Annotated in this window: 22 protein-coding genes; 14 read left to right on the top strand and 8 right to left on the bottom strand. The window is 56.9% G+C overall.

The features are described 5' to 3' along the window. Positions 1-8 precede the first annotated feature (8 nt). Positions 9-1442, top strand: a complete 1434-nt coding sequence (locus tag ACA373_RS14000) for an efflux transporter outer membrane subunit (protein ID WP_370734691.1) — start codon at positions 9-11, stop codon at positions 1440-1442. Between the two features lie 211 nt (positions 1443-1653). On the opposite strand, the gene ACA373_RS14005 is transcribed toward ACA373_RS14000, so the two are convergent. Both ACA373_RS14005 and ACA373_RS14010 read right to left on the bottom strand, forming a co-directional pair. Beyond that, positions 1654-2229 carry a cupin domain-containing protein gene (locus ACA373_RS14005; protein ID WP_253458721.1) on the bottom strand — a complete coding sequence of 192 codons (576 nt, stop codon included), beginning with the start codon at positions 2227-2229 and terminating at the stop codon, positions 1654-1656. Positions 2230-2394: 165 nt separating this feature from the next. Next, complete coding sequence (locus ACA373_RS14010) at positions 2395-2862, bottom strand: hypothetical protein (RefSeq protein ID WP_253458725.1); 468 nt, start codon at positions 2860-2862, stop codon at positions 2395-2397. 379 nt (positions 2863-3241) lie between these two features. Here ACA373_RS14010 and ACA373_RS14015 point away from each other — a divergent pair, with 379 nt between their 5' ends. Next, positions 3242-6265 (top strand): hypothetical protein, encoded by a 3024-nt coding sequence (locus ACA373_RS14015; protein ID WP_370734692.1) that lies wholly within the window; start codon positions 3242-3244, stop codon positions 6263-6265. Here the strand turns inward: ACA373_RS14015 and ACA373_RS14020 are convergent. Continuing rightward, complete coding sequence (locus ACA373_RS14020) at positions 6246-6497, bottom strand: hypothetical protein (RefSeq protein WP_370734693.1); 252 nt, start codon at positions 6495-6497, stop codon at positions 6246-6248. The genes ACA373_RS14015 and ACA373_RS14020 overlap by 20 nt on opposite strands. 53 nt (positions 6498-6550) lie before the next feature. Between ACA373_RS14020 and aas the strand changes: the two genes are divergently transcribed. After that, on the top strand, positions 6551-8716 hold the full coding sequence (gene aas / locus ACA373_RS14025; RefSeq protein ID WP_369895941.1) for a bifunctional acyl-ACP--phospholipid O-acyltransferase/long-chain-fatty-acid--ACP ligase: 2166 nt from the start codon (positions 6551-6553) through the stop codon (positions 8714-8716). Next, entirely contained in the window at positions 8709-9923 is a 1215-nt protein-coding gene (gene lplT, locus ACA373_RS14030) for a lysophospholipid transporter LplT (RefSeq protein ID WP_253458737.1), read from the top strand. Before aas ends, lplT begins: the two co-directional genes overlap by 8 nt. An 83-nt stretch (positions 9924-10006) precedes the next feature. Here the strand turns inward: lplT and ACA373_RS14035 are convergent, their stop codons facing one another. The 4 genes from ACA373_RS14035 to mutH form a co-directional block, all read right to left on the bottom strand. Then, positions 10007-11047 (bottom strand): NADP(H)-dependent aldo-keto reductase, encoded by a 1041-nt coding sequence (locus ACA373_RS14035; RefSeq protein ID WP_301252541.1) that lies wholly within the window; start codon positions 11045-11047, stop codon positions 10007-10009. Positions 11048-11227: 180 nt separating this feature from the next. After that, positions 11228-11443 (bottom strand): YgdI/YgdR family lipoprotein, encoded by a 216-nt coding sequence (locus ACA373_RS14040; RefSeq protein ID WP_125287384.1) that lies wholly within the window; start codon positions 11441-11443, stop codon positions 11228-11230. A gap of 164 nt (positions 11444-11607) precedes the next feature. Continuing rightward, the gene (locus ACA373_RS14045) at positions 11608-12318 is read right to left on the bottom strand and encodes a TerC family protein (RefSeq protein WP_370734694.1); all 711 of its coding nucleotides are present in this window, start codon (positions 12316-12318) and stop codon (positions 11608-11610) included. Between the two features lie 68 nt (positions 12319-12386). After that, positions 12387-13073 carry a DNA mismatch repair endonuclease MutH gene (gene mutH, locus ACA373_RS14050; RefSeq protein WP_253458745.1) on the bottom strand — a complete coding sequence of 229 codons (687 nt, stop codon included), beginning with the start codon at positions 13071-13073 and terminating at the stop codon, positions 12387-12389. Positions 13074-13760: 687 nt separating this feature from the next. On the opposite strand from mutH, the gene rppH reads away from it, so the two are divergent. The 8 genes from rppH to ACA373_RS14090 all read left to right on the top strand — a co-directional run bounded on the left by rppH (position 13761) and on the right by ACA373_RS14090 (position 20483). Further along, entirely contained in the window at positions 13761-14285 is a 525-nt protein-coding gene (rppH, locus tag ACA373_RS14055; RefSeq protein WP_125287387.1) for an RNA pyrophosphohydrolase, read from the top strand. 11 nt (positions 14286-14296) lie between these two features. Then, on the top strand, positions 14297-16543 hold the full coding sequence (gene ptsP / locus ACA373_RS14060; protein ID WP_253458747.1) for a phosphoenolpyruvate--protein phosphotransferase: 2247 nt from the start codon (positions 14297-14299) through the stop codon (positions 16541-16543). 139 nt (positions 16544-16682) lie between these two features. Next, complete coding sequence (gene lgt, locus ACA373_RS14065) at positions 16683-17564, top strand: prolipoprotein diacylglyceryl transferase (protein ID WP_253458750.1); 882 nt, start codon at positions 16683-16685, stop codon at positions 17562-17564. Continuing rightward, positions 17561-18355 (top strand): thymidylate synthase, encoded by a 795-nt coding sequence (thyA, locus tag ACA373_RS14070; RefSeq protein WP_253458753.1) that lies wholly within the window; start codon positions 17561-17563, stop codon positions 18353-18355. Before lgt ends, thyA begins: the two co-directional genes overlap by 4 nt. Positions 18356-18651: 296 nt before the next feature. Beyond that, on the top strand, positions 18652-19194 hold the full coding sequence (locus ACA373_RS14075) for a prepilin-type N-terminal cleavage/methylation domain-containing protein (RefSeq protein WP_370734695.1): 543 nt from the start codon (positions 18652-18654) through the stop codon (positions 19192-19194). Beyond that, positions 19185-19736, top strand: a complete 552-nt coding sequence (locus ACA373_RS14080) for a prepilin peptidase-dependent protein (RefSeq protein ID WP_253461231.1) — start codon at positions 19185-19187, stop codon at positions 19734-19736. Before ACA373_RS14075 ends, ACA373_RS14080 begins: the two co-directional genes overlap by 10 nt. Continuing rightward, positions 19733-20173 carry a DUF2509 family protein gene (locus tag ACA373_RS14085; protein WP_253458756.1) on the top strand — a complete coding sequence of 147 codons (441 nt, stop codon included), beginning with the start codon at positions 19733-19735 and terminating at the stop codon, positions 20171-20173. Before ACA373_RS14080 ends, ACA373_RS14085 begins: the two co-directional genes overlap by 4 nt. Positions 20174-20189: 16 nt before the next feature. Further along, positions 20190-20483 carry a prepilin-type N-terminal cleavage/methylation domain-containing protein gene (locus ACA373_RS14090; protein ID WP_253458758.1) on the top strand — a complete coding sequence of 98 codons (294 nt, stop codon included), beginning with the start codon at positions 20190-20192 and terminating at the stop codon, positions 20481-20483. Between the two features lies 1 nt (position 20484). On the opposite strand, the gene ACA373_RS14095 is transcribed toward ACA373_RS14090, so the two are convergent. Further along, a complete protein-coding gene (locus ACA373_RS14095) occupies positions 20485-20631 on the bottom strand; it encodes a hypothetical protein (RefSeq protein WP_253458761.1) in 147 nt (48 codons plus the stop codon). 230 nt (positions 20632-20861) lie between these two features. On the opposite strand from ACA373_RS14095, the gene ACA373_RS14100 reads away from it, so the two are divergent. Both ACA373_RS14100 and recC read left to right on the top strand, forming a co-directional pair. Beyond that, positions 20862-21611: an oligogalacturonate-specific porin KdgM family protein gene (locus ACA373_RS14100; protein ID WP_253458764.1), complete on the top strand. Its 750-nt coding sequence runs from the start codon at positions 20862-20864 to the stop codon at positions 21609-21611. A gap of 104 nt (positions 21612-21715) precedes the next feature. Then, complete coding sequence (recC, locus tag ACA373_RS14105) at positions 21716-25084, top strand: exodeoxyribonuclease V subunit gamma (RefSeq protein ID WP_370734696.1); 3369 nt, start codon at positions 21716-21718, stop codon at positions 25082-25084. The last annotated feature ends 64 nt before the right edge of the window (positions 25085-25148 follow it).

Here is a 25148-nt window from a genome sequence, read left to right on the forward strand (position 1 = left end):
TAATGACAATGAAAAAATTACCGTTTCTGTCCGGGCAAAGGACAAGTTCCAGGCTCGCGCCTGTTTTCCTGGCGCTGCTGCTGAGCGGCTGCGCCGTCGGCCCCGATTACCATCGTCCGGCGGTGAGCGTGCCCGCGCACTATAAAGAAGCGCAGGGCTGGCGCGAGGCCGCACCGCAGGATGCACAAAACAAAGGCGACTGGTGGTCGGTCTATCATGACAATACGCTGAGCGGTCTGCTGCGGCAGGTTGCCGTTTCAAACCAGAACGTGGCGCAGTATGAAGCGCAGTATCGCCAGGCCAGGGCGCTGGTCAGTGAAGCGCGCTCTGACCTTCTGCCCGGTGCGACCTATAGCGGTTCCTCAACGCGCAGCGGCAGCGCTTCCACGGGCACGGGCCAGCGCACCGCCAGCGACAGCCATTCGCTACAGGCCAGCGCCAGCTGGGAAGTGGATATCTGGGGCAAGCTGCGGCGCACGCTGGAAGAGAACAAAGCCAGCGCGCAGGCCAGCGAGGCGGAGCTGGCGAATATCACCCTCAGCGCCCAGTCCGAGCTGGCGCAGGATTATTTTCAGCTGCGCATTATGGACCAGCAGATCGTGCTGTATCAGCAAAGCGTTGAGGCTTACCAGCGCTACCTGACTATTATTGAGAATAAATATCAGGCTGGCAGCGAGTCTCGCGCCACGCTCGCGCAGGCGCAAATGCAGCTGGAAACCTCGCGGGCTTCGGCGCTCGACCTCAGCTGGCAGCGGGCGCAAACCGAACACGCTATCGCTATCCTGCTCGGTAAAACGCCGGCGGAATTCAGCCTGCCGGTAACGAAAGCGATGACCGCCACGCTGCCCGCCATCCCGCAGGCCGTGCCCTCGACGCTGCTTGAGCGCCGCCCGGATATCGCTTACGCAGAACGCACTGTGGCAGCGGCCAATGCCGCCGTTGGCGTGGCGATCGCAGGCTACTATCCCGACCTCACGCTGAGCGCCACCGGCGGCTTTACCAGCTCGGCGCTGCATAATTTGCTGTCGCTGCCGAATCGCGTCTGGTCGCTCGGGCCGTCGCTCAGCGGCACGCTGCTGGACTTTGGCGCCACCTCGGCGAAAGTGGAGCAGGCGAGAGCGGCCTATGACGCCGACGTGGCCAACTATCGCCAGGCGGTGCTGACCGGCTTTGAGGAGGTGGAAAACTACCTGGTGGAGCTGCACACGCTGCAAAACGAAATCGTGGCGCAGCAAAACGCCACCTCGGCGGCGCAGGAGTCGGCCCGCGTCACGCGTAACCAGTATGAAGCGGGGATGATTGACTATCTGGATGTCGCCACCACTGAAAACAGCAGCCTGAGCCAGCAGCAGAGCCTGCTGTCGTTGCAAAGCACGCAGTGGGTCGCCAGCGTGCAGCTGATCGCCGCGCTGGGCGGCGGCTGGCGGGAGGCATCGCGCTAACATATGGGCGTTATCGCCCCGGCGGAAACCGGTCTGAAAAGCAATTGGAATATCAGCATGGCGGGCAGTATCATTGTTAAGACTGCCCGCATTACGAATACAAATTCCAGCGCCCACAAATATCGCCACTTTAGCCGTAAAATATCTCTGGCAGCCTTAACTACATTATTTCCCGGCCGGTTGGGCCGCCAAAGCCGGGTCGTAACCTATATTATTTCCCGGCCAGTTGTGCCGCCAAAGCCGGGTCGTAACGACCGTCAAGCTGAACGAACAGGATACGGCAGGACTCCTGCGATCGGTTTGACCACGCATGATTAGTGCCCCGCTGTACAACTACGCTGCCGGGCCTGAGCAGCACCTCTGAGTCATCAAGCACGAGATAAACTTCGCCGTGTACGATCACGCAATAATCGACCGCCTCGCTGCGGTGCATCATGGGGTGGGGCGAATCGGCTTTTACCGTCAGCCCGTCGGTATAGTTAACCTGTTCAAAAAGATCTTTAATGCGGTTATCTTCCTGATCCAGATAAGAGGCATCGGGCGGCAGATCGACGAAGCGAATACGCGTGCCGTTGGTTGGCGCGTTGTGCATTACCGGTCCGCTAGTGGGATCCGGATCGTTATTAACCGGCGCGGGCGATGCCGACGTTTCCCAGACCTCGTGAAAAATCAGCCCCGGGATCGCTTCCGTCTCAATGACCGAAGGCAGCGAACCCTCGCTATAAATCGTTGATTTTCCTTTGGCGTCGTGTCCGGTAACAATGCGGTGGATGGCGGGTAACGGCATAGCGTACTTCTCCTCTGCGGCGAAAAATATAAATGCTCAGGCAATCCGAACATCCCTTTATTTCAGCCAGTATGTTTAAACATCTGTGTGACAGCGTTATGGCTGATGCAGCATAAATTGGGACGCGCCCATATAGCACGTCCGAAAAGTTTTAATCGCGCGTTATTAATGCTGCCCGGATGGCTCGGTGAAGTAGCGCAGCGTCCTGCTGTCATTCAGCATATGATCGCGCATGTAGTCCATATCAGCGGTGCTGAAATCCTTTTTTGTCTCCTGGCTGGTTTTTATTTCATTGGCTGCCAGATCGACGGAAAGCGCAGAGTGCGCGGTAGAAACATGGACGTTATCGTCGTCCAGATCCAGATAATCATATTGCGACCTGAGATTTTGCTGAAGCGCTGCTAAACGGGTTTGCTGCTGGTCGGCAACGGCCGGATCTTTGTCGAGAACGGTAGCCAGCGTGAGATTAATTTCAGATTCAAAATGATCGTCGAACGCCTGGCGGACGTTGGCAGCAAAATCTTTGATATCCGCTTCCGGTTGCAGATGAGCAAGCAACCCGCTTGTTTCCCCGTCACGAGAACGATAAGTGATGCCTACGCCAATACAGGGGCCGCATCCACCTGTCTCCATCTGCTGATTATCTCCTTTAAGCAAGGCGACCTGTCCCATCCCCAACAATCCTTGCCGAAGGTTGTCAGGGGCAACGCTTCCTTTAATGCCAGCCGCGCCATGATGCAAGCCGTTTAGCGGCCCTTGTAAATGGCGGGTTGCAGAGGCTGCCTGTTTATTCTGCTCTGTAGCCAGAGCGGGCGCCGATATGCCTGAACGATTAACCTGCACGCGTCTTCCTCAATAAAAGTGATGTGATATGAGGGGGCTTTAGTGTCCTTAACGCGTCAACGGTTCCCGTAAAATAATGGAATGGCCAGCAACCCGGGCGGAGCAATCGTTGTAAGGAACCATAAGTTTCACGTCGCCACTAAAGCGCTTTAGAAAATAAGGTGAACTTATGAAATTCGTTTCCGGCCAGCTAAGGCCATACCAAAACCCGAGCCAGGGAAACAGGTTACGTGAGGAAAGCACTACGCCGTTGCGCAGCGGAGAGGCTCACCAGGCCGGGCGGCCTGGCGGGCGTCGTCACAGTATGGATAGCGGGTCGGCGAATTTACATCTGCAACAACAGGTTACTGAGCTTGAAGAGCAGGTTAATAAGATCCGGGCAAAGGACGATCTCGAAGCCGCGCCCGGCACGTTCAGCGCTGATTTGCATCAGCATATGCTGGGCCAGCGTCGCTATGAAAAAGCGGCCACGGCTGATTTTTTGGGAACGCAAACCTGGAAGCGTATGCGGTGCGCGCAATTGAACGCTACTCCGGGCGGGCAGGTGGCCGCCGCGCAGTATGGGCTGGGATTTGCGCATGATGAAACAAGCGGTAAAGTCCCGTTCGGCAAGCTGGAGATCGGGCATGAAATGAATGGCTACTATCAGCGTATGGCGCCTTCGGGAAAAACCCTCAATCTGTGCCACCAGCTCTACCAGCTGCGTTATCCGCAGGCGAAGCAGCAGCAGCGTCTGTTTATCAACAGCGAATTTATGACGGATAAAATTGTTAAACGTTTCCAGGCCCAGCATCCCGGGCACGGGCCGTTAAAACAGGAAGCCGTCGCGCCGGGTATTATTGCCATCAGCTGCGACAGTGTGGATGACTGGCAAGCGCTGGATTTACTCGCTGATAAATTCGGCGCCCGTCCTTCGGCTTATCAGGTGGCCCGGAACGCCGTCGGCGCACAGCAGCAGCCTTTCATCAACGACCCGCGAGTACAGAATCACCTGACTGTTGCGGCGCTTCGCTCTCCTCATGCCCAGGGGCCGGTTACGCAGCTGAGAAAGATACCTGACTCGCTCAGCACCAGCGTGCTGGCCCGGGCGGATGCGGATATGATCGACGAACTTACCCGCATACTCAGCTACCCGCAGCTGGCCCAGCGTCATCAGCAAAATCCTTTGGTTGCGCAGGGATTGCAGGGCATCCGCTTTATTGCCGAAGCCATGCCCGCGCTGGCTACGGACAGCACCCGATTCGGCAACGCTCACCGGGCGCTGATGGAGGAAATGCAGGTGTTGCTGGGCGCCATAAGCCCGTACAAGGCCAACGCCTTTAAGGCGTACGCTTCGCAGCGCATCCGCGAAGCGCTGCCGCCGCAGCAGGCGATGCAGCTCAATCCGATCGAACCTTTCTTGTTATCCTCAGGAATGCAGGCGCTTACGGAAGCCCTTGAGGCCGCCCTGATCGCCAGCCGCAGCGGATTAGCGCCCCTGAAGAACGGGGAAAAGTGCACGCAATTCTATTACGAGGCCGAGGAGTATGCGGACAGCTTCGGCAAGCTGGCCGATCCGCAAAAGCAGTCGCCTGCGTTTTACACCTCTTTCTGCGACAGCTTTGTCGCCCACAACAGTCAACCCGAACACAGTTGGTCTTTGCAGGATATGATTGAGGGCATCGGGCAGGAGATGAAAAACCGCAAAAATAAAGCGGAGCCGCTTAACGTGGTTATCGACACCACCATTGAAAAAGAAGGAGAAATGAAGGCGCTAATGGGGACCTTTAGCGAAGCGTTAGCCAATAATGAACTCCGCTTATTCCTGTGCAAAAGCCATCAAAAGTTCGGCAATCTGGGCGCAACCAAAGTGCTGGGAGGGAGCCTGACGCTGGTGGGCGCGAAAACAGAGGGAAACGAAGCCCTACAAAAGCGGTTTCGCCATTACGAGGCCAGCCAGAACTGGTTTCATCATGGTGAAGGCCAGCTCCTTACGCACATTACTCATGCAGCCATCAGGCATGAGCCAAAAATGCTACAGCAGTCCATTGATAACGGTAACTTTATTGCTCAACACTGTTTTAACGGCGAAAACGGGCACGGCCGTTTTGCTGGTCACGATACCGATAAGCCTTTTTCCATGCTGAACACCTATAGCCTCGAACCGGAAGCGCGCTATCCCAGCTTTAAATTGAACGCAAATTCAGGGAAGGCGCAGCGCTGGTCGTACAGTCCTGCTGAGGTTGTAGAGAGTGATTTGATTCGCGCCCGAGGCTCCTTTGGCTTTACCGAAAGTACGATTAGCTCGATAGGTAATCTGCCGGGTTATGACGACAGAATGCTGCGTCTCAGTCACGGCAGCGAAACGAAACCTGAAAGCATTGAAAGAAACTGGATGCTGAGCAGGGAAATGCAGCTGGATCGTCCTTCTCTCACTATTGGATCAGCTCTGCATCTGGCAAAACAGCTGGTTAATGATTCCCTGACGCCGGAGCAGCGCCGTTCGCTGCACGACAGGCCCTTCAGCGAAAAGCTGCGCCAGGCGGGGAAAAATGCCGCTCCGGTAATCAGTAATCAACAAAGAAATGAAGCCAGCATCGCGGAGCTGCGCGCTACGGCGGCCCTTCCTGAAAACTTCACGCTGAATAAAGTGGCTTCGATTGTGGGGTATCTTAACCACCTGATAAGCAGTGAGGATCTGACGGAGGAAGTGGCCTACTCGGACGATCGTCAGGCGCTGGATGAACTGCTGGGGGGATTTATCGATTCCGGCATGCCCGGCGTTTCCCGTACGGGTCGTGAACAGGCGGTCAGATTACGCTGTGAGCTGAGCCTTGAAGATATGTGGAGCGACGATCCCGAAACGCGGCGGCGCGGCACCGATCATCTGCTGGCGGCTTCCGACAGCCATATCAGCCGCGGCATGGGCGTGCTTAAAGAGGCGGTGCCGGATAAAGCCTGGCAAGAAATGCCGCAAAAAGTGCGGGACCGGTTGGTCAGCGTTCTTTTCGACAGGCTGGATGTTAACAGTCAGCTCGAATTTCTGCACCATAACAGCCAGTTATCCGGACGCGGGCAGTTTACCCAGGAGTGCGCAATGCGGCTGGCCGGCAGTCTGAACGCCAGTTCGCCGGAAGCAACAAGCCAGCACTGGCAGGCCACAATAATGCAGGCCATGCTGCGTCGGGGCATTATTACGCCGGGCAATAGCTGAGAAAGGAACGGGCCGCAGGGAAATCAGCTTGCTGAGCCGGGCTGCCATCGCCTGATTTTTTATGCTGCCGTGTAGCGCAGGTGCTAAAAAAAGCGTGAGCGCTACTGGTTTTGGTTGTTCGCCAGCAGGAGCCTGTTTCTTCGGCCAGCGCCGCAAATCTTTTTGCAACGCTGCGGTATCCACACATAAATTGATTCAGCACATCCTGATTTTTATGTTCCGCCATTGTCATGCGCAGCCATATCCTGCATCGTTACAGGCAAATTTATCTGCTAAGGAGATGGCATGCTGCTTTCATTTTTCCGTCTGCTGGTTGGGGTGCTCTACCGTACCCGGCTGGCTGGCGATCTTTCCCCGCTGCACCAGCCAAAGGTGCTGATTGTGCCCAACCATATGTCGTTTCTGGACGGCATGCTGCTGGCGCTGTTTTTGCCGGTTAAGCCGGTATTTGCCGTCTACTCTTCCATCAGCGAAAAATGGTATATGCGCTGGGTGCGCCCGCTGGTGGATTTTGTGCCGCTGGATCCGGCAAAGCCGCTGTCGGTCAAGCGTCTGGTAAAAACGATCGCGCAGGGCCGTCCGGTGGTGATTTTTCCCGAGGGGCGAATTACCGTCACCGGATCGCTGATGAAAATTTACGACGGTGCCGGTTTTGTCGCGGCAAAGTCGCAGGCTACCGTTGTGCCGCTGCGGATAGAGGGCGCGGAGTTTTCGCCGTTTGGCCGCCTGGCCGGCGTGTTTAAGCGCCGCCTTTTCCCGCGTATCAGCATGACCGTGCTTCCTGCCACCACCATCCCGATGCCGGAGGCCAAAACCGCGCGGGAGCGCCGCAGGCTGGCGGGGGAACATCTGCATCATATTATGATGGAAGCGCGAATGGCGGTGCGCCCGCGCGAGACGCTTTATCAGGCGTTTCTGGCTGCCCGCACGCGCTATGGCTATTTCAAATCCTGTATTGAAGACGTCAATTTGCAGCCTGACAGCTACACGGGGCTGCTGAAAAAATCGCTGGGCGTCGGCCGGATCCTGGAGCGTTATACGTCGCCAGGTGAATACATTGGCCTGTTGCTGCCGAATACGACGGTGACCGCCGCCGCGATCCTGGGCGCGTCGATGCGTGGCCGCGTTCCGGCGATGCTTAACTACACCGCAGGCGTTAAAGGCGTGGGCAGCGCGCTGAAAGCGGCAGAGGTAAAAACGGTTTTCACCTCCCGTCAGTTTCTGGACAAGGGCAAGCTCTGGCATCTGCCCGAGCAGCTTACCGGGGTAAAATGGATCTTTCTGGAAGATCTGAAAGGAACGGTTACCACGCAGGATAAACTCTGGATCCTCGGCCATCTTCTTCTGCCACGCCATGCTGAAGTGCAGCAGCAGCCGGAAGACGCGGCGATGGTGCTGTTTACCTCCGGCTCGGAAGGTCATCCTAAAGGCGTGGTGCATTCGCATAAAAGCCTGCTGGCGAATGTGGAACAAATCCGCACGGTGGCCGACTTTACGCCGCGCGACCGCTTTATGTCCGCGCTGCCGCTGTTTCACGCTTTCGGCCTGACCGTTGGGCTGTTTACGCCGCTAATGACCGGGGCAGAAGTGTTCCTTTATCCCAGCCCGCTGCACTATCGTATTATTCCGGAGCTGGTGTATGACCGGAACTGCACCGTACTGTTCGGCACCTCCACCTTTTTGGGCAACTACGCGCGCTTTGCTAATCCGTATGATTTCGCGCGCCTGCGCTACGTGGTGGCCGGCGCAGAAAAATTGCAGGAGGGCACGCGTCAGGTCTGGATGGAGAAATTCGGCATCCGCATTCTGGAAGGGTACGGCGTGACGGAGTGCGCGCCGGTGGTGGCCATCAACGTGCCGATGGCGGCGAAAAACCATACCGTCGGGCGTATCCTGCCGGGCATGGATTCTCGTCTGATTTCCGTGCCGGGGATTGAGCAGGGCGGGCTTCTGCAGCTGCGCGGGCCGAATATTATGAAAGGCTACCTCCGGGTAGAAAAACCAGGCGTGCTGGAAGCGCCGCAGGCGGATAACGGCGAAGGACAGATGGAAGCAGGCTGGTACGATACCGGTGATATCGTCAGCTTTGACGAGCATGGTTTTTGTCAGATCCAGGGGCGCGCAAAGCGGTTTGCTAAGCTGGCGGGCGAAATGGTGTCGCTGGAAATTGTCGAGCAGATTGCGCTGAAGGCATCGGCAGAAAAACAGCACGCCGCGTCGATAAAGCCCGACGGCAACCGTGGCGAAGCGCTGGTGCTGTTTACCACCGACGGCGAATTAACCCGCGACAGGCTGCAGAAGGCGGCTCGCGAGCTGGGCGCGCCGGAGCTGGCGGTGCCGCGCGATATTCGCGTGTTGCCGCAGCTGCCGCTGTTGGGCAGCGGGAAACCCGACTTCGTTACGCTGAAAAGCATGGCGGAACAGCCGGAAAAAGAGGCGGAAAATGCATAACTCATCCGGCAGCGAAAAGCTGCTTTCGCGCGGCATGATGGCGGTTATCGCCGCGCAGTTTTTGTCGGCTTTTGGCGATAATGCGCTGCTCTTCGCCACGCTGGCGGTGCTTAAAAACCAGGTCTATCCGGACTGGAGCCAGCCGGTGCTGCAAATGGTTTTTGTCGCCACCTATATCATCCTGGCGCCTTTCGTCGGCCAGGTTGCGGACAGCTTCGCCAAAGGTCGGGTGATGATGGTCGCCAACGGCCTCAAGCTGCTGGGCGCGCTGACTATCTGTTTCGGCTTTAATCCTTTTATCGGCTATGCACTGGTTGGCGTTGGCGCGGCGGCCTATTCACCAGCCAAGTACGGCATTTTGGGCGAAATCACCGGCGGCGAAACGCTGGTCAAGGCAAATGGCCTGATGGAATCCTCAACCATTGCGGCTATTTTGCTGGGATCGATCGCGGGCGGCGTGCTGGCGGACTGGAACCTGACCGGCGCGCTTATCGCCTGCGTGCTGGCCTACGGGCTTGCCGTAGCGGCGAACGTGCTGATCCCAAAACTGGCGGCGGCGAGGGCGGGGCAAAGCTGGCATCCACTGCGCATGTCGCTCAGCTTTTTCCACGCCTGTCGCGAGCTGTGGCGCAATGGCGAAACGCGTTTTTCGCTGGTGGGCACCAGCCTCTTCTGGGGCGCGGGCGTCACCCTGCGTTTTCTGCTGGTGTTGTGGGTGCCGGTCGCGTTGGGTATTACCGATAACAAAACGCCCACGCTGCTGAATGCTATGGTCGCCATCGGCATTGTGTTCGGCGCAGGCGCGGCCGCGAAGCTGGTGACGCTGAAAACGGTCGGCAGATGTATGCCGGCGGGCGTGCTGATTGGCGTGGCGGTGGTCTTTTTCGCCTTGCAGCACACGGCGGCAGGCGCTTACGGATTACTGATAGTTATCGGCATGCTTGGCGGCTTCTTTGTGGTGCCGCTGAACGCGCTGTTGCAGATGCGCGGCAAGGAGAGCGTCGGCGCAGGCAACGCTATTGCGGTACAAAACCTGGGTGAGAACGGCGCGATGTTGATCATGCTGGGGCTTTACTCGCTGGCCGTGAAGCTGGGCGCGCCGCCGGTAGCCACCGGCGTGGGCTTCGGTGCGCTGTTTGCGCTGGCGATTGCCGTGCTGTGGGGCTGGCAGCTGGCGCAGCATCGCCACACCAGAGTGGGGAAATAAACGGATTTTCAGAGCAAAAAAGGGGCGGAAATATTCCGCCCCTTTTTACTGGCTACCGTTAACCGTTTTCGTCAAAAAACGAGTTAAGGCGACGGGAAGGTGTAGCGGCGATGGATAGCTTCCAGCCCCTGCATCACTTCCTCATCCAGCGTCAGATTATAGCTGTCGATATTCAGCTGCAGCTGTTCCAGGGTAGTCGCGCCCAGCAGCGTACTGGCGACGAAAGGCTGCTGACGGACAAAAGCCAGCGCCATCTGGGACGGGTCAAGATTATACTTTTTCGCCAGCGCCACATACCCGGCAATAGCCAGCTCGGCCTGTTCGCCGCTGTAGCGGGTAAAGCGGCTGAACAGCGTGTTGCGCGCGCCGGCAGGCTTAGCGCCGTTCAGGTATTTGCCGCTCAGCGTGCCAAAGGCCAGGCAGGAATAGGCCAGCAGCTCGACGCCTTCGTGCTGGCTGATTTCCGCCAGACCCACTTCAAAGCTGCGGTTCAGCAGGCTGTAGGGGTTCTGAATAGAGACAATGCGCGGCAGCTCGTGCTTTTCCGCCAGCTGTAAATAGCGCATCACGCCCCACGGCGTTTCGTTCGAGACGCCGATATAGCGTATTTTACCGGCACGAACCTGCTCGTTCAGCGCTTCCAGCGTCTCCAGCAGCGTGACCGTGGCGGTATCTTCCGCATATTCGTAGTTCAGCCGTCCGAAGTAGTTGGTCTGTCGCTGCGGCCAGTGCAGCTGGTAAAGATCCAGATAGTCGGTGTTCAGCCGCTTCAGGCTGGCGTCCAGCGCCTGACGGATGTTCTTGCGATCCAGCGCCTGGCCCGGTCGGATTGAAGCATCCGCACCGCGTACCGGCCCGGCGACTTTAGAGGCCAGCACCACTTTTTCGCGATTGCCGCGCGCCTTCAGCCAGCTGCCGATATAGGTTTCGGTTAACCCCTGCGTTTCCGGGCGCGGCGGCACCGGATACATCTCAGCGGTATCGATCAGGTTAATGCCGGAACGGAGCGCCAGATCAAGCTGCGCATGGGCATCGGCTTCACTGTTTTGCTCGCCAAACGTCATGGTGCCTAATCCCAGGCTGCTGATTTCCAGCGTACTGTGGGGGATGCGATGATAATGCATGTGCCGGCTTCCTTTTTTCATTATTAAAAGACCAGCCTGGCGTGCGGGGTAAAACTGTTGAAGCAAACGCCAGATCCGGCTTTTGACTATAACCGTCGGGCGTTACAGGGGGAAGAGCGGATTTATCGGGAAGTGCGGTGGGGGCCACCTGTCGGAAAGCGTCAGGTGGCGGGATTGGGCTTAGCGTTCAACAATCGATGAAACCTCATCGCCGTTGATTTGCAGCTCATGGCCGGAGCGATCGGTGTACTTCACCAGACCGGTATCCTGATCGATCTCCGGTTTACCCTGGGTCATAATCATCTTGCCTTCTTTTGTCGCCATCACGTAATCACTGCTGCAACCGCCGAGCAGCGTGGCCAGCATCAGAACGGCCGCGCCAGACATCAACTTCATACTTCGCTCCCTTAGCCTTCAATTTGCCTGCATCAGTAATAGCGCATTTTACAGAAAGCGTTAACCGCAGAACTCCTAAAAAGGCGTCACAGCACGACGAACTATTGACTTTGATCGTAAAAACAACGGGAAGAAGCCGACCGGCAGCGCCGGTCGGCCTGGTATCAGGCGTGGTTTTTTTTGCCGCGTAGCAGGTTAAGACACTCTACCGACATGGAGAAGAACATCGCGAAATAGATATAACCTTTTGGCACGTGAATATTGAAGCTTTCCAGGATCAGGGTGAAACCTACCAGGATCAGGAAAGTCAGCGCCAGCATTTTTACTGAAGGATGGCGGTCAACAAATTCACCGATAGCGCGGGCGGCAAACATCATCACGCCCACTGCAATTACCACGGCCGCCATCATAATAATCAGATGATCGGACAGGCCAACGGCAGTAATTACCGAATCAAGACTAAAGATAATATCCAGCAGCATAATCTGCACAATCGCGCCGGCGAAGGAATGAACATTGCTTTTATGTTCTTCTTCACCGCCTTCTATTGTTTCGTGGATCTCCATACTGGACTTCCACAGCAGAAAAAGCCCCCCGAACAGCAGGATTAAATCGCGCGCGGAAAAAGCGTGGTCCATCAGCGTAAACAGCGGCGTGGTCAGGCGAATGACCCAGGCAATCGAGGCCAACAGACCCAGACGCATCAGCATGGCGCCCGCCAGGCCGATACGGCGCGCGGCGTTCTGCTGCTGTTTGGGAAGTTTAGCCACCACCAGAGAAAGAAAAATAATATTATCAATACCCAGAACGATTTCCAGAATCGTCAGTGTACCCAGCGCCAGCCAGGCGTTGGGATCGGCAATCCAGTCAAACATACAACGTTGCATCCTAAACGAAAGTTAAACGAAGAGTATACTCATCCGGATGCCGCTCAGCTAAAGCTTTACAGTAAAAAATGACGTGCCAGTAAGGGCGCGGTGAAAGCCTTTTTCAGGTAGAAGCCCCTGGGCAGCGTCATTACCGGCTGGCCGTTTTCGCCAATGCCTTCCGTCAGGGCTTTGCTGTTGGCGGCTTTGGGCCGGATTTGCAGCACTTCGCCGTGGCGGGCGGTAATACGCTCTACCTGTCCCAGCACGATCATATCCATCAGCTCTTCCCAGTCGCGCCGCAGCAGCAGCTCTTCTTCTTCACTGGGACTCCACAGCAGCGGGGCGCCGACGCGACGTTCGGCCAGCGGAATTGCCCGATCGCCTTCTACCGGTATCCACAATACTCTCGCCAGCTTATGTCGCACATGGCTGGTTTCCCAGACCAGACCGCTGTTGCCGGTCAACGGTGCCACGCAAACAAAGGTGGTTTCCAACGGGCGGCCCTGCGCGTCGACAGGAATAGTTTTCAGCTCCACGCCGATGTCGGCAAAATCCTGTTCTGGTTTGCTGCCTGCGCTGGCGCCCAGATAGCGTTCCAGTAGCATACCCACCCAGCCCTTATCGCGACGCAGGTCGCGCGGTATCGTAAGGCCCGCTCTCAACGCCAGTTCGCCCAGCGTAAAGCCAGCCAGCTGGCGCGCGCGTTCCAGTAACGCGGCTTCGTTTTCCGGCGGTAAAACCGGAGAAAAATAGTCTGGCATCGCCTGCTCTTGGTTGTTGGTTAAAAAATGAACAGTAGTTTTCCATATTAAAAGGGATGCGTTCATCCCTGAGGAAAAGCGCAATAATAGCATGATTAATCGCGGCTTTTTTTTGTCACTTTGCGGCCGCGATCGGGAAGTTGAAAAGGTTATGCCTGCCTGCGCACCGACAATGAACAGGATCTTACACGTAGTTATCCACAGAAAAATGGGATAAGTCGATTTTTAAAATAATACTGTTTCGATTTACAGGCTTGACGCGGCGGTTTTACCCGGGTTACCGCATTTTTTGCTTAGGATAGCAACATATCCTGTGGATAAAAAAGTCGGTGTTCGATCTTTCGCCACCTGCCTGGTGTCGTTATTGATCGGGGGCCCTGAAACAGCAGAAGGACGCGGTAGAATTGGATAAATCCCAATATTTATAATGCGTTAACCAAAGTATTAACCTTAGGCTAAAAGGCGCCACTCTGAGTTTTCCCCAGCGGCCAGGAGAGTTCTGCACAAAGATATCCACAGAAAAGGTGAATAAGATCGCGCAAAAGTGGCGATTTCTGTTTATAACTCTACGAATGTTCGCAAGTTATCCCGCGAATGCCGTCAGTAACGGCCCAAAAGCAGTGGTTTACCGTCTGTAAGGAGTATGAAACAATCAGGCTATCCGAGTATTAGTTTTGAGGTAGTCCAGTGATCGATGATGATGGCTACCGCCCGAATGTTGGTATCGTAATTTGTAACAGGCAGGGACAAGTGTTGTGGGCCAGAAGGTATGGCCAGCACTCCTGGCAGTTTCCTCAGGGAGGCATCAACCCTGGCGAAACGGCAGAACAGGCGATGTATCGAGAACTCTTTGAGGAAGTCGGTTTGCACCGCAAAGATGTGCGCATCCTTGCCTCTACCCGGAACTGGTTACGCTATAAGTTGCCGAAACGTTTGGTGCGTTGGGACACAAAGCCGGTTTGTATCGGCCAGAAACAGAAGTGGTTTCTTCTGCAACTCTTGTGCAATGACGCGGATATCAACATGCAAACCAGCAGCACGCCGGAGTTCGACGGCTGGCGCTGGGTGAGCTTCTGGTATCCTGTACGTCAGGTTGTCTCTTTTAAACGCGACGTTTATCGCCGGGTGATGAAGGAGTTCGCCAGCGTGGTGATGCCCCTGCAGGAGAATGCCGTACCGCGAAATACGCCTTATCGACGGAAGAGAGGGTAAGCCGCTCAGATATGCTTATACAGCTGCGCGAGATAGTGGAGAAAGTGGCAGGAGCGCCCCGGCTGACCGAGGCGCTCGACATTCTGGTCAGCGAAATCTGCCTGGCAATGGATACCGAAGTCTGTTCGGTCTACCTGGCCGATCACGACCGTCGCTGCTATTACCTGATGGCGACGCGCGGCCTGAAAAAGCCGCGCGGCCGCACCGTCGCGCTGGCTTTCGACGAAGGGATCGTCGGGCTGGTAGGGCGTCTGGCTGAACCTATCAACCTTGCCGATGCGCAAAGTCATCCCAGCTTCAAATATATTCCTTCCGTAAAAGAAGAGCGCTTCCGTTCTTTTCTTGGCGTGCCGGTTATCAGCCGCCGCCAGCTGCTGGGCGTACTGGTCGTTCAGCAGCGCGAGCACCGCCAGTTTGACGAGAGCGAAGAATCGTTTCTGGTGACGCTGGCTACGCAAATGGCCACTATTCTCTCTCAATCGCAGCTTAATACGCTGTTCGGACAGTACCGGCAAACCCGCGTGCGTGCCCTGGCCGCCGCGCCGGGCGTGGCGGTGGCCGCAGGCTGGGTAGAAAGCAACCAGCCGTCGCTGGATACCGTTTCGGCGGCCTCCACGCTGGATGCGGTGCGCGAGCGCGAAAGGCTGTCGCTGGCGATGGACGAGGCTTCCGGCGAGTTTCGCCGCTACAGCAAACGTTTCACCTCCAGCGTGCATAAAGAAAGCGCCGCCATTTTCGATCTCTATTCGCACCTGCTCAGCGACAACAGGCTGAAAAAAGATCTCTTTGCGGAGATCGACAACGGCTTCGTGGCGGAATGGGCGGTAAAGAAGGTCATTGAGAAGTTTGCCGCCCAGTTTGCCAGCCTGCAGGACAGCTATCTGCGTGAAAGGGCGGGCGATCTGCGCGCGCTGGGGCAGCGTTTGCTGTTTCACCTCGACGACACCATGCAGGGCACCAATACCTGGCCCGAACGCTTCGTGCTGGTGGCCGACGAGCTGACCGCCACGACGCTGGCCGAGCTGCCGCACGATCGCCTGGCAGGCGTGGTGGTCAGGGATGGCGCGGCCAACTCGCACGCGGCGATTATGGTGCGCGCGATGGGCATTCCGACCGTGATGGGCGCGGATATTCAGCCCGAGGCGCTCAACGGCAGGCTGCTGATCGTGGACGGCTATCGCGGCGAGCTGCTGGTGGATCCGGAACCGGTGCTGGTGCAGGAATATCAGCGGCTGATCAGCGAAGAAAACGAGCTGAGCAAGCTGGCGGAAGACGTGGTGGAGCGGCCTGCGACGCTGAAGTCGGGCGAGCCGGTAAAAGTGATGCTCAACGCGGGCCTGAGCGCGGAGCATGAGCAGGCGCAGGGCGGTCGCGTGGATGGCGTCGGGCTTTACCGTACGGAAATCCCCTTTATGCTGCAAAACGGTTTCCCTTCCGAAGAGGAGCAGGTCGCGCAGTATCAGGGGATGCTGCAACTCTTCCTGGAAAAGCCGGTTACGCTGCGCACGCTGGATATCGGCGCTGACAAACAGCTGCCCTACATGCCGATAAGCGAGGAGAACCCTTGCCTGGGCTGGCGCGGTATCCGACTAACGCTGGATCAGCCGGAGATTTTTCTGGTCCAGGTACGCGCCATGCTGCGCGCTAACGTCGCCAGCGACAACCTCAGCATTCTGCTGCCGATGATCACCAGCATTGATGAAATCGACGAGGCGCTCAGGCTAATCGAACGAGCCGGAAAGGAAGTGGAAGAGATGCTGGGCTACCCGATTCCCAGGCCGCGCGTCGGCGTGATGATTGAGGTACCCTCGATGATCTTTATGATCGGCCACCTGGCAAAGCGGGTCGATTTTATCTCCGTCGGCACTAACGATCTGACGCAGTACCTGCTGGCCGTCGATCGCAACAATACGCGCGTCGCCAGCCTTTACGACAGCCTGCATCCGGCGATGCTGCGCGCGCTGAAAACCATTGCGGAAGAGGCGAAGCGGGCCAATATCGAACTCTGTCTGTGCGGCGAAATGGCGGGCGATTCCAGCTGCGTCGCCCTGCTGGTGGGGCTGGGCTATCACCATCTGAGCATGAACGGACGCAACGTCGCCAGGGTGAAATATCTTCTGCATCATATTGATTACGAAGAGGCGCAGAAGCTGGCGGAAGCGGGCCTGCAGGCGGAACAGGCAAATGAGGTGCGCCACCTGGTCGCCGCCTTTATGGAACGGCGCGGGCTGGGCGGTCTAATCCGCGGTGGTCGATAGTTCTCTTATTAAAGTTTACAAAGTTCCATCGGGCCGCCTTCGTGCGGCCTGTGCTATGATGCGCGCCTCTGCGCGGCGCCGCACGCGCGCTTTATTCATTCCGTCACCTGAAATCAGGGACTATTAATAATGGTGAAAGATGACTAACGGCTATCTGGCTTTCCCCCAATTTGATCCGGTAATTTTCTCCGTCGGGCCGATTGCCCTGCACTGGTATGGCCTGATGTATCTGGTCGGCTTTATCTTTGCCATGTGGCTGGCCGTACGCCGCGCCAACAAGCCGGGCAGCGGCTGGAAAAAAGAAGAGGTTGAGAATCTGCTCTATGCGGGGTTCCTCGGCGTCTTCCTGGGCGGCCGCATCGGCTACGTGCTGTTTTATAATATGCCGCTGTTTCTGGATAATCCGCTCTATCTGTTCAAGGTCTGGGATGGCGGCATGTCGTTCCACGGCGGCCTGCTGGGCGTTATCTGCGTGATGCTGTGGTTCGCCCACCGTACCAAACGCAACTTTTTCCAGGTGGCGGATTTTATCGCGCCGCTGATCCCTTTCGGGCTGGGCGCCGGCCGTCTGGGCAACTTTATCAATGGTGAACTCTGGGGACGCGTAGCGCCCGATCTGCCATGGGCGATGCTGTTTCCCGGCTCGCGCGGCGAAGACGTAGCGCTGGCCGCCACCCATCCTGAATGGCAGTCGCTGCTGGCTACTTACGGCGTGCTGCCGCGCCATCCTTCTCAGCTCTATGAACTGCTGCTGGAAGGCGTGGTGCTGTTTATCATTTTGAACGTTTTTATCCGTAAAAATCGTCCGATGGGCGCGGTATCAGGCTTGTTCCTGATCGGCTACGGCGTATTCCGCTTTATCGTGGAGTATTTCCGTCAGCCAGACGCCCAGCTGGGCCTGTTCGACAATTTTATCAGCATGGGGCAAATCCTTTCGACGCCGATGATTATCGCCGGCGCGATTATGATGATTTGGGCGTATCGCCGCCGTACCGTGCAACACGTTCGTGAGGAAAAATGAAACAGTATCTGGAATTAATGCAGAAAGTGCTCAACGAGGGCACGCCGAAAAATGACCGTACCGGTACCGGCACGCTGTCGATTTTTGGTCATCAGATGCGTTTCAACCTGCAGGAAGGCTTTCCGCTGGTGACCACCAAGAAGTGCCATTTGCGTTCGATTATCCATGAGCTGCTGTGGTTTCTGAAGGGCGACACCAATATCGCCTATCTGAAAGAAAATAAAGTGACCATCTGGGACGAGTGGGCCGATAAAAACGGCGACCTTGGCCCGGTATACGGCAAGCAATGGCGCAGCTGGGGCGCGCCGGACGGCCGCCAGATTGATCAGCTGGCAAAAGTGATGGAGCAGCTGAAAAACGATCCGGACTCGCGCCGCATCATCGTCTCCGCGTGGAACGTGGGCGAGCTTGACGAGATGGCGCTGGCGCCGTGCCATGCCTTCTTCCAGTTCTACGTGGCGGACGGCAAGCTTTCCTGCCAGCTCTATCAGCGCTCTTGCGATGTGTTCCTTGGCCTGCCGTTTAATATCGCCAGCTATGCGCTGCTGGTGCATATGGTGGCGCAGCAGTGCGATCTGGAACCGGGCGACTTTGTCTGGACGGGCGGCGACACGCACCTCTACAGCAACCATCTGGAGCAGGCGAATCTGCAGCTGACCCGCGAGCCGCGTGAGATGCCGAAGCTGGTGATCAAACGTAAACCCGCTTCGCTGTTTGATTATCGTTTTGAAGATTTCGATATCGAAGGTTACGATCCGCATCCTGCCATTAAGGCGCCGGTCGCCATCTGACCGACTAAGGGAGCGAGCTTTCGCTCCCTTTTTTACGACCCGACAAAGCTGCTGCCGTTCTCTTTGCTGTACTAAATTTAAGTATCCCCGTGTTGCCACCGTTATTTCTGCCTCTTTATTTCCTGCCCAGAGCTTAAGCGCCGCTATCTTGCCGCTGCTGTTCTCTTAACCGCTTTCTTTTCTGCCCGGAGCTTAAGCGCCCACCTGTCTGAACTTTATTTTTGCCGACAGGATGGCGCGGTAAAACCGCAGCGGAAAAGGTTGTTTTTCCAATACAGGCCGCAAAAAAACAGGTAATGAAACATCCAAAGCGTAAACGGCCGGAAAGCCGCTCGCATGATGGCTTTTTGTGGCTGGCAACTTTGCTCGCCAACGGCACAATAGAGCACATGAACAGAGCAGGCTTTACCTTACCGGAATTGCTGATCGTCATGACTATCGCCAGCATGCTGATGGCCGGCGCGGTCGGTGGCTGGCAGCAGTGGCAGCAGACGCAGCGGCTAAACGCGAGCGCGCGGCAAATCCAGCATTTTTTACTGCGGCTGCGCAGCGAGACAAACTGGCATAACCGGCAGGCGCTGCTGTGGAAAACGGATGGCGCTTCGTGGTGCCTGGGCAGCGGCCCGGTGCAGGCGTCCTGCCATGGCCGCCAGCGCCGAACGTTAACTGCGCCCTGGCCTGCGATAAAAATAGCCTCGCTCACGGAGGGGATGGGATTTTATGGCCGCCGCAACGTGGCCAAACCGGGCCGGATCGTGATCGTCGGCGCGGCGGGCGAACGTCATATTATCCTGTCGTCGAGGGCAAGGGTGCGCATTTGTCAGGATGCCTGTCCGTGAAGCGCGGTGGTTTTACCCTGCCGGAAATGTTAGTGGCGTTGGCGATTAGCGGCGTACTGATGCTGGGCGCGGCAAAATTTCTGCCGCTGTTGCAGATCGGCAATCTGCGGATCCTGCTGACCTTTCAGCTTCACGAAGAGCTACAGCTGATGATGAGCACGCTGGAAAAAAGCGTGCGGCGCGCGGGCTACTGTCACGGCAAATGCCAGGGCGAAGGGCTGCAGACGATCGGCGAAAAAAACGCATGCCTGCTGGTGCGCTGGGACGAGAACAGCAACGGCCGCTGGGAAGGGCCGGGCAATGACAACAGCGACTACTATGGCTTCCGGCTGCGCGACGGCAATCTGGAGGCGCAGCGCGGCGTACAGAGCTGCGACAGCGGCGGATGGGAAAAAATGAACGACCCGGACAGCATAGTAATCAGCGATTTTCGCGTGCTTAAGCAGGCGAGACAGATCCGACTGCTGCTTGGCGGCTATGCCAGACGTTTTCCGCAGCTGCCGCTAACCGTCGAGCGCTGGATCACGGCGGAAAACTTGTGAATACGCAGCAGGGAAGCGGTGCGCTGCTGATGGCGATCCTGCTGTTGCTGATGTCGACGGCGCTGCTCAACGCCACCCGACAGCAGCTGGATGCATCGTTAAGCCTTGTGGCGGACGAGCGGCTTTATCTGCGGCAGGCCAGCCTGGCCGCTTCGGCGCTGGAGGCGGGGAAAAGGGAAAAATGGGCGTCGACGGTGGTTTGGCGCTGCCTTACGGCACGGCAGCAGCCTGACTGGCGGGCCTGTTTTAAAGTGACAACGAAAGGCGAAGCCTTATTACGTGGTGACGGCGGCAAAGACACTATCGCCTTTTATCAATGGGTAACCCACGATGAACAAAATGGCCGCGTACATCCACAGCCGCACGGCTGGCTTGATTTTTGTCCGTTGGCGCAGGAAGAAGACTGCCTGCCGGACAGGGAAACCGCAGGGCTTTAGCCTGCCGGAAACGCTGGTGGCGCTGCTGCTGTTTAGCCTGAGCTCGCTGGCGCTGGTTCAGTATCAGCTGGCGCTGGGAAGAAGCTTTCAGCTGCAGCTACAGCAGCGGGAAGCGGTCAGGCTGGCCCGGCAGCGGTTCGAAGGCTATCAGGCGCCCGGCTGGCAGACGATGCTGGAACAGCAAACGCTGACCGAAGGCTGCATGCTGTTAACGGCGCGGGTTATCAGTCCTGCCGGGGCTAAAGCTGCATTATCGCAGCTGAGCTGTAAAAGCGAAGACCAACAGGAAAGTGCAGAGCTGCACAGGTAGTTTATGCTGTCGTCGTTTTGAAAAAGCCTGAAAGCAGCCAGCGGCCGATTATCTCTTTATGAGAGATAACAGCCGGAAATCTTTTTTCTGCTGCCACAGAAAAAAACAAGCTGGCAAAATAGCGAAGGTTCGGGACGTAACTATCCATTACTTTCCCTGTCATAATATTTTTGTTTTTATCAAGTGACTTTGCTTTTCAGGCGGTTTTGAAAGTTTTTATAAAAATATCTTTTCCCGTGTCAGTATTAACACAGAACGGCAGCGGCTTTTTGTATTAAGGAGGTATACCAGGACGGTTAACTATCCCGACTGAATCTGCCTGGCAATTAATGCAGTCAGTAACAGGCTCTTTTAATAAACCTTCACGGATGAAACAAGATGAAAATAGCAACGAAACTTTTACTCTCCCTCTCTTTATCCGCGGTATTTCTTCCCCCGGCGGGCGCAGATGCCGTCAAAGATGTGACCGTGGATTATCGACACGGCTACCGCCTGCGCGACCGCACCCACTACGATAAGCTGGCGCTGGGTGCCAGCCTGCCTGATAATTACGTTTTTAGCGTCGAAACCAAATTTAAAACCGGCGGCCCGGACCCGAAAGATAAATATTATAACGACATAGTTTTGAACGTAGTCGAAATGACGCTGATGAAAAACTTTTTTTATGGCGACTGGACTTTTACCCCTTTTATTCAGCCAGAGTTCAGTTCGGTGAGAACGGAATGGAAATTTGGCGTCGTGCCCTGGTATAAAATTAATGACAGCTGGTCTGTTGGCGGCATGTATCGCCTGGAGCTAAGCGACTATGCGCATGACGGCCAGTGTGGTGAAGCCGGTCACGACTATTGCAGCCTGGACAAGCACCGTACCGTTAACCGCTTTGATGCCTATTTCCGCTACCGCTGGAAAGATTTAACCACCACCTATAAATACATTTATATGCACGGTGACGATTTACTGTTCGCCAATAAGAAAAATAACTACGAGCAGGAGCTACAGTTTGATTATGTAGTTGGCGCGAACAGAGAGTGGCGGCCTTATGTCACCTTCGCCGATATCGGCCGCAGCGCTTATTCCAGCGAGCGCCAGCTCCGCTTAAGGCTGGGCGTCGCCTATACCTTTAAATAAATTTTGGCTACATAAACGGTAAACGGCCTGACAGCCGCATTTGCAACAGCCTCCGGACGGGGTAGAGTGTGCACGCAGAGCGCAACACCGTACCAGGAGCAGGCATGTTTACCGTTTATCACTCGAATCAGCTGGATCTTTTAAAAACGCTGGCGGCTTTTCATATTGAAAACCAGCCGCTGCGCGATCCTTTCCAGTCCGAAGTGGTGCTGGTGCAGAGTCCCGGTATGGCGCAGTGGCTGCAAATGTCGCTGGCCGAGCAGTTCGGCATTGCGGCTAATATTGCCTTTCCGCTGCCCGCGTCCTTTATCTGGGATATGTTTGTCCGCGTTCTGCCGGGCATTCCTAAAGAGAGCGCCTTCAGCAAAGCCAGCATGAGCTGGAAGCTGATGACTATCCTGCCGAAGCTGCTGTCGCGGCCGGAATTCGTTATGCTGAGCCACTATCTTTCTGACGACGAGGACAAGCGTAAGCTGTTTCAGCTCGCGTCGCGGGTAGCCGATCTTTACGACCAGTATCTGGTTTACCGCTCGGAGTGGCTGAACAGCTGGGAAAAAGGGCAGCAGATCGAAGGGCTGGGCGAAGCGCAGCAGTGGCAGGCGCCGCTGTGGGCGGAGCTGGTTGCCTGGAACCGCGAGCTGGGCCATCCGGAATGGCACCGCGCCAATCTTTACGCGCGGTTTATCGCCACGCTGGAACAAAGCAGTACCCGGCCGCCAAACCTGCCGGATCGCGTATTTATCTGCGGCATCTCCGCGCTGCCGCCGGTGTACCTCCAGGCGCTTCAGGCGCTCGGCAAGCATATCGATATCCACCTGCTGTTTACCAACCCGTGCCGCCATTATTGGGGTGACATTCAGGATTACGCTTTTCTGGCTAAGCTGCAAAGCCGCCGCCGCGAGCACTACAAACAGCAGCGGGAAAGCGCGCTGTTTCGTGAAGAAGACGCCGCCAGCCTGTTTAACGAGGCGGGCGAGCAGCAGCTGAGCAATCCGCTGCTGGCTTCCTGGGGTAAGCTGGGGCGCGACAACCTGTTTTTGCTGGCGCAGATGGAGTGTCGGGAAATCGACGCCTTTGTCGATATCGAACCGACCACGCTGCTGCAAACGCTACAGCACGATCTGCTGGAGCTGGAAGACAATGCCGTGATCGGCCTGAAGCGGGAAGAGTGGGAATCCAGCCTGGGCAAGCGGGTGCTGGATCCCGACGACCAGTCGGTGACTTTTCACCTCTGCCACAGCCCGCAGCGCGAAGTGGAAGTGTTGCAGGACAGGCTATTGGCGATTATGGCGGAAGATCCGCAGCTTTCGCCGCGCGACATTATCGTGATGGTGGCGGATATCGACGCCTACACGCCGTTTATCCAGGCGGTTTTCGGCAATGCGCCTGCGGAACGCTGGCTGCCTTTTTCCATCTCCGACCGTCGCGCCAGCCAGGCGCATCCTGCTTTGCAGGCCTTTATTGCGCTGCTGAGCCTGCCGGACAGCCGCTTTACCTCCGAAAGCGTACTGGCACTGTTGGAAGTGCCGGCGGTTGCCAGCCGTTTCTCTGTTGATGAAGAAGGGCTGCGGCGGCTGCGGCACTGGGTCGGCGAGTGCGGCATTCGTTGGGGGCTGGATGACGACACGGTGCGCGAGCTGGATCTGCCGCCAACCGGACAGCATACCTGGCAGTTCGGCCTGACGAGAATGCTATTGGGCTACGCCATGCACAGCGATATCGGCCACTGGCAGGGCGTGCTGCCCTATGATGAATCCAGCGGCCTGATTGCCGAGCTGGTGGGGCACCTGGCCGAGCTGTTAATGCAGCTGCGTCGCTGGCGCGAGCGGCTGAGCGAGCCAAGAGCGCTGGAGGCGTGGCTGCCGCTCTGTCGCGAGCTGCTTGGCGATTTCTTTGAAGGCGATGCCGAGGCGGAAGCGGCGCTGGCGCTGATTGAAGAGCAGTGGCAGCAGGCCATCAGCTACGGTATTCAGGCCGAATATCAGCAGGCTATCCCGCTGTCGCTGCTGCGCGACGAACTGCGCGCCAGGCTGGATCAGGAGCGGATCAGCCAGCGCTTTCTTGCTGGCCCGGTTAACTTCTGTACGCTGATGCCGATGCGATCCATTCCCTTTAAGGTGGTTTGCCTGCTGGGCATGAACGACGGCGTCTACCCGCGCACGCTGCCGCCGCCGGGTTTCGATCTGATGAGCCAGCAGCCGAAAAAAGGCGACCGTAGCCGTCGCGACGACGACCGCTATCTGTTTCTGGAAGCCATTAACTCCGCTCAGCATCAGCTCTATATCAGCTATATCGGCCGCACCATTCAGGACAATTCGGAACGATTCCCTTCGGTGCTGGTCAGCGAGCTGGTGGATTATATCGGGCAAAGCTTCTGTCTGCCGGAAGACCGTCAGAGCGATGTGGATACCAGCGCGGCGCGGGTTATCGCGCATCTGCATCACCTACACAGCAGGATGCCGTTTGCGGCGGAAAACTTTCTGCCGCAGGCGCGTTATCAGAGCTATGCGGCGGAGTGGCTACCGGCAGCGAAGGCGAGCGGCGTGCCGCATCCGCCATTTATGCAGCCGCTGCCGGAGGAAAATATTACCGAGCTTAACTTCGACCAGCTGCTGCGTTTCTGGCGTCATCCGGTACGCGCCTTTTTCAGCCTGCGGTTGGGCGTCAGCTTCAGCGCGGAAGACATGGAACTGCCGGATGCGGAACCTTTTATTCTGGATAACCTCAGCCGTTACCAGCTCAATACCCAGCTGCTGAATACCCTGATTGAAGGCCAGCCGGGCGAACCGCTGTTCGATCGTCATCGCGCGGCGGGCAATCTGCCGTATGGCGCCTGGGGCGAACTGTTCTGGCAGGATCAGCTGGCGGATATGGCCGAACTGGCCGGCGTGGTGCGCGAGCAGCGCAAGGATGCCGTCAGCCAGGAAATCAATCTTCAGGTTGGCGGGCTTCAGCTGAGCGGCTGGCTGCCTGCCGTACAGGACGATGGCCTGCTGCGCTGGCGGCCAGGCCACCTTAACTTTACCGACGGGCTGGCGCTGTGGCTGGAACATCTGGTCTACTGCGTGCTGGGCGGCAGCGGCGCCAGCCGCATGTACGGACGTAAAGAGAGCCGCTGGTGGTTCCCGCCGCTCTCCGCCATTGAGGCCAGCGGCTGGCTTGAACGCTATATCGAAGGCTATAAAGCAGGCATGTGCGCGCCGCTGCTGCTGCTGCCCAAAACCGGCGGTGCCTGGCTGGAGGCCTGCTATGACGAAAAGGCGGCGGCGGTCTCTTACGATGAGGCGACGCAGGCAAAAGCGCGCAATAAGCTGCTGCAGGCCTGGCAGGGCAATATGCAAATAGAAGGCGAGGGCAGCGATCCCTATCTGGCCCGGCTGTTCCGCACGCTGGATGAAGCAACGCTACAGCAAATCACGCACAACGCCGAAGTCTGGCTGCTGCCGCTGCTGCGGATGAATGACATTAACTGAGACATCCTGTAGTGTTACTTTATAACCCCATTTCGCTTTTTTTTCTGTCCGCTCTTAGCCAGCG

It is taken from the genome of Erwinia sp. STN24 (genome assembly GCF_041320675.1).
Lineage (GTDB): Bacteria > Pseudomonadota > Gammaproteobacteria > Enterobacterales > Enterobacteriaceae > Erwinia > Erwinia aeris.

What these genes read in the sequence shown, in the direction of transcription:
- ACA373_RS14000 (WP_370734691.1), top strand. Translation starts at nt 9, where the DNA reads ATGAAAAAATTACCGTTTCTGTCCGGGCAAAGGACAAGTTCCAGGCTC.
- lgt (WP_253458750.1), top strand. Translation starts at nt 16,683, where the DNA reads ATGACTAACGGCTATCTGGCTTTCCCCCAATTTGATCCGGTAATTTTC.
- ACA373_RS14095 (WP_253458761.1), bottom strand. Translation starts at nt 20,631, where the DNA reads ATGGATAGTTACGTCCCGAACCTTCGCTATTTTGCCAGCTTGTTTTTT.
- ACA373_RS14040 (WP_125287384.1), bottom strand. Translation starts at nt 11,443, where the DNA reads ATGAAGTTGATGTCTGGCGCGGCCGTTCTGATGCTGGCCACGCTGCTC.
- recC (WP_370734696.1), top strand. Translation starts at nt 21,716, where the DNA reads ATGTTTACCGTTTATCACTCGAATCAGCTGGATCTTTTAAAAACGCTG.
- ptsP (WP_253458747.1), top strand. Translation starts at nt 14,297, where the DNA reads ATGCTTATACAGCTGCGCGAGATAGTGGAGAAAGTGGCAGGAGCGCCC.
- ACA373_RS14075 (WP_370734695.1), top strand. Translation starts at nt 18,652, where the DNA reads ATGAAACATCCAAAGCGTAAACGGCCGGAAAGCCGCTCGCATGATGGC.
- aas (WP_369895941.1), top strand. Translation starts at nt 6,551, where the DNA reads ATGCTGCTTTCATTTTTCCGTCTGCTGGTTGGGGTGCTCTACCGTACC.
- lplT (WP_253458737.1), top strand. Translation starts at nt 8,709, where the DNA reads ATGCATAACTCATCCGGCAGCGAAAAGCTGCTTTCGCGCGGCATGATG.
- ACA373_RS14015 (WP_370734692.1), top strand. Translation starts at nt 3,242, where the DNA reads ATGAAATTCGTTTCCGGCCAGCTAAGGCCATACCAAAACCCGAGCCAG.
- ACA373_RS14100 (WP_253458764.1), top strand. Translation starts at nt 20,862, where the DNA reads ATGAAAATAGCAACGAAACTTTTACTCTCCCTCTCTTTATCCGCGGTA.
- ACA373_RS14005 (WP_253458721.1), bottom strand. Translation starts at nt 2,229, where the DNA reads ATGCCGTTACCCGCCATCCACCGCATTGTTACCGGACACGACGCCAAA.
- ACA373_RS14045 (WP_370734694.1), bottom strand. Translation starts at nt 12,318, where the DNA reads ATGTTTGACTGGATTGCCGATCCCAACGCCTGGCTGGCGCTGGGTACA.
- ACA373_RS14035 (WP_301252541.1), bottom strand. Translation starts at nt 11,047, where the DNA reads ATGCATTATCATCGCATCCCCCACAGTACGCTGGAAATCAGCAGCCTG.
- mutH (WP_253458745.1), bottom strand. Translation starts at nt 13,073, where the DNA reads ATGCCAGACTATTTTTCTCCGGTTTTACCGCCGGAAAACGAAGCCGCG.
- ACA373_RS14020 (WP_370734693.1), bottom strand. Translation starts at nt 6,497, where the DNA reads ATGACAATGGCGGAACATAAAAATCAGGATGTGCTGAATCAATTTATG.
- thyA (WP_253458753.1), top strand. Translation starts at nt 17,561, where the DNA reads ATGAAACAGTATCTGGAATTAATGCAGAAAGTGCTCAACGAGGGCACG.
- ACA373_RS14010 (WP_253458725.1), bottom strand. Translation starts at nt 2,862, where the DNA reads ATGGAGACAGGTGGATGCGGCCCCTGTATTGGCGTAGGCATCACTTAT.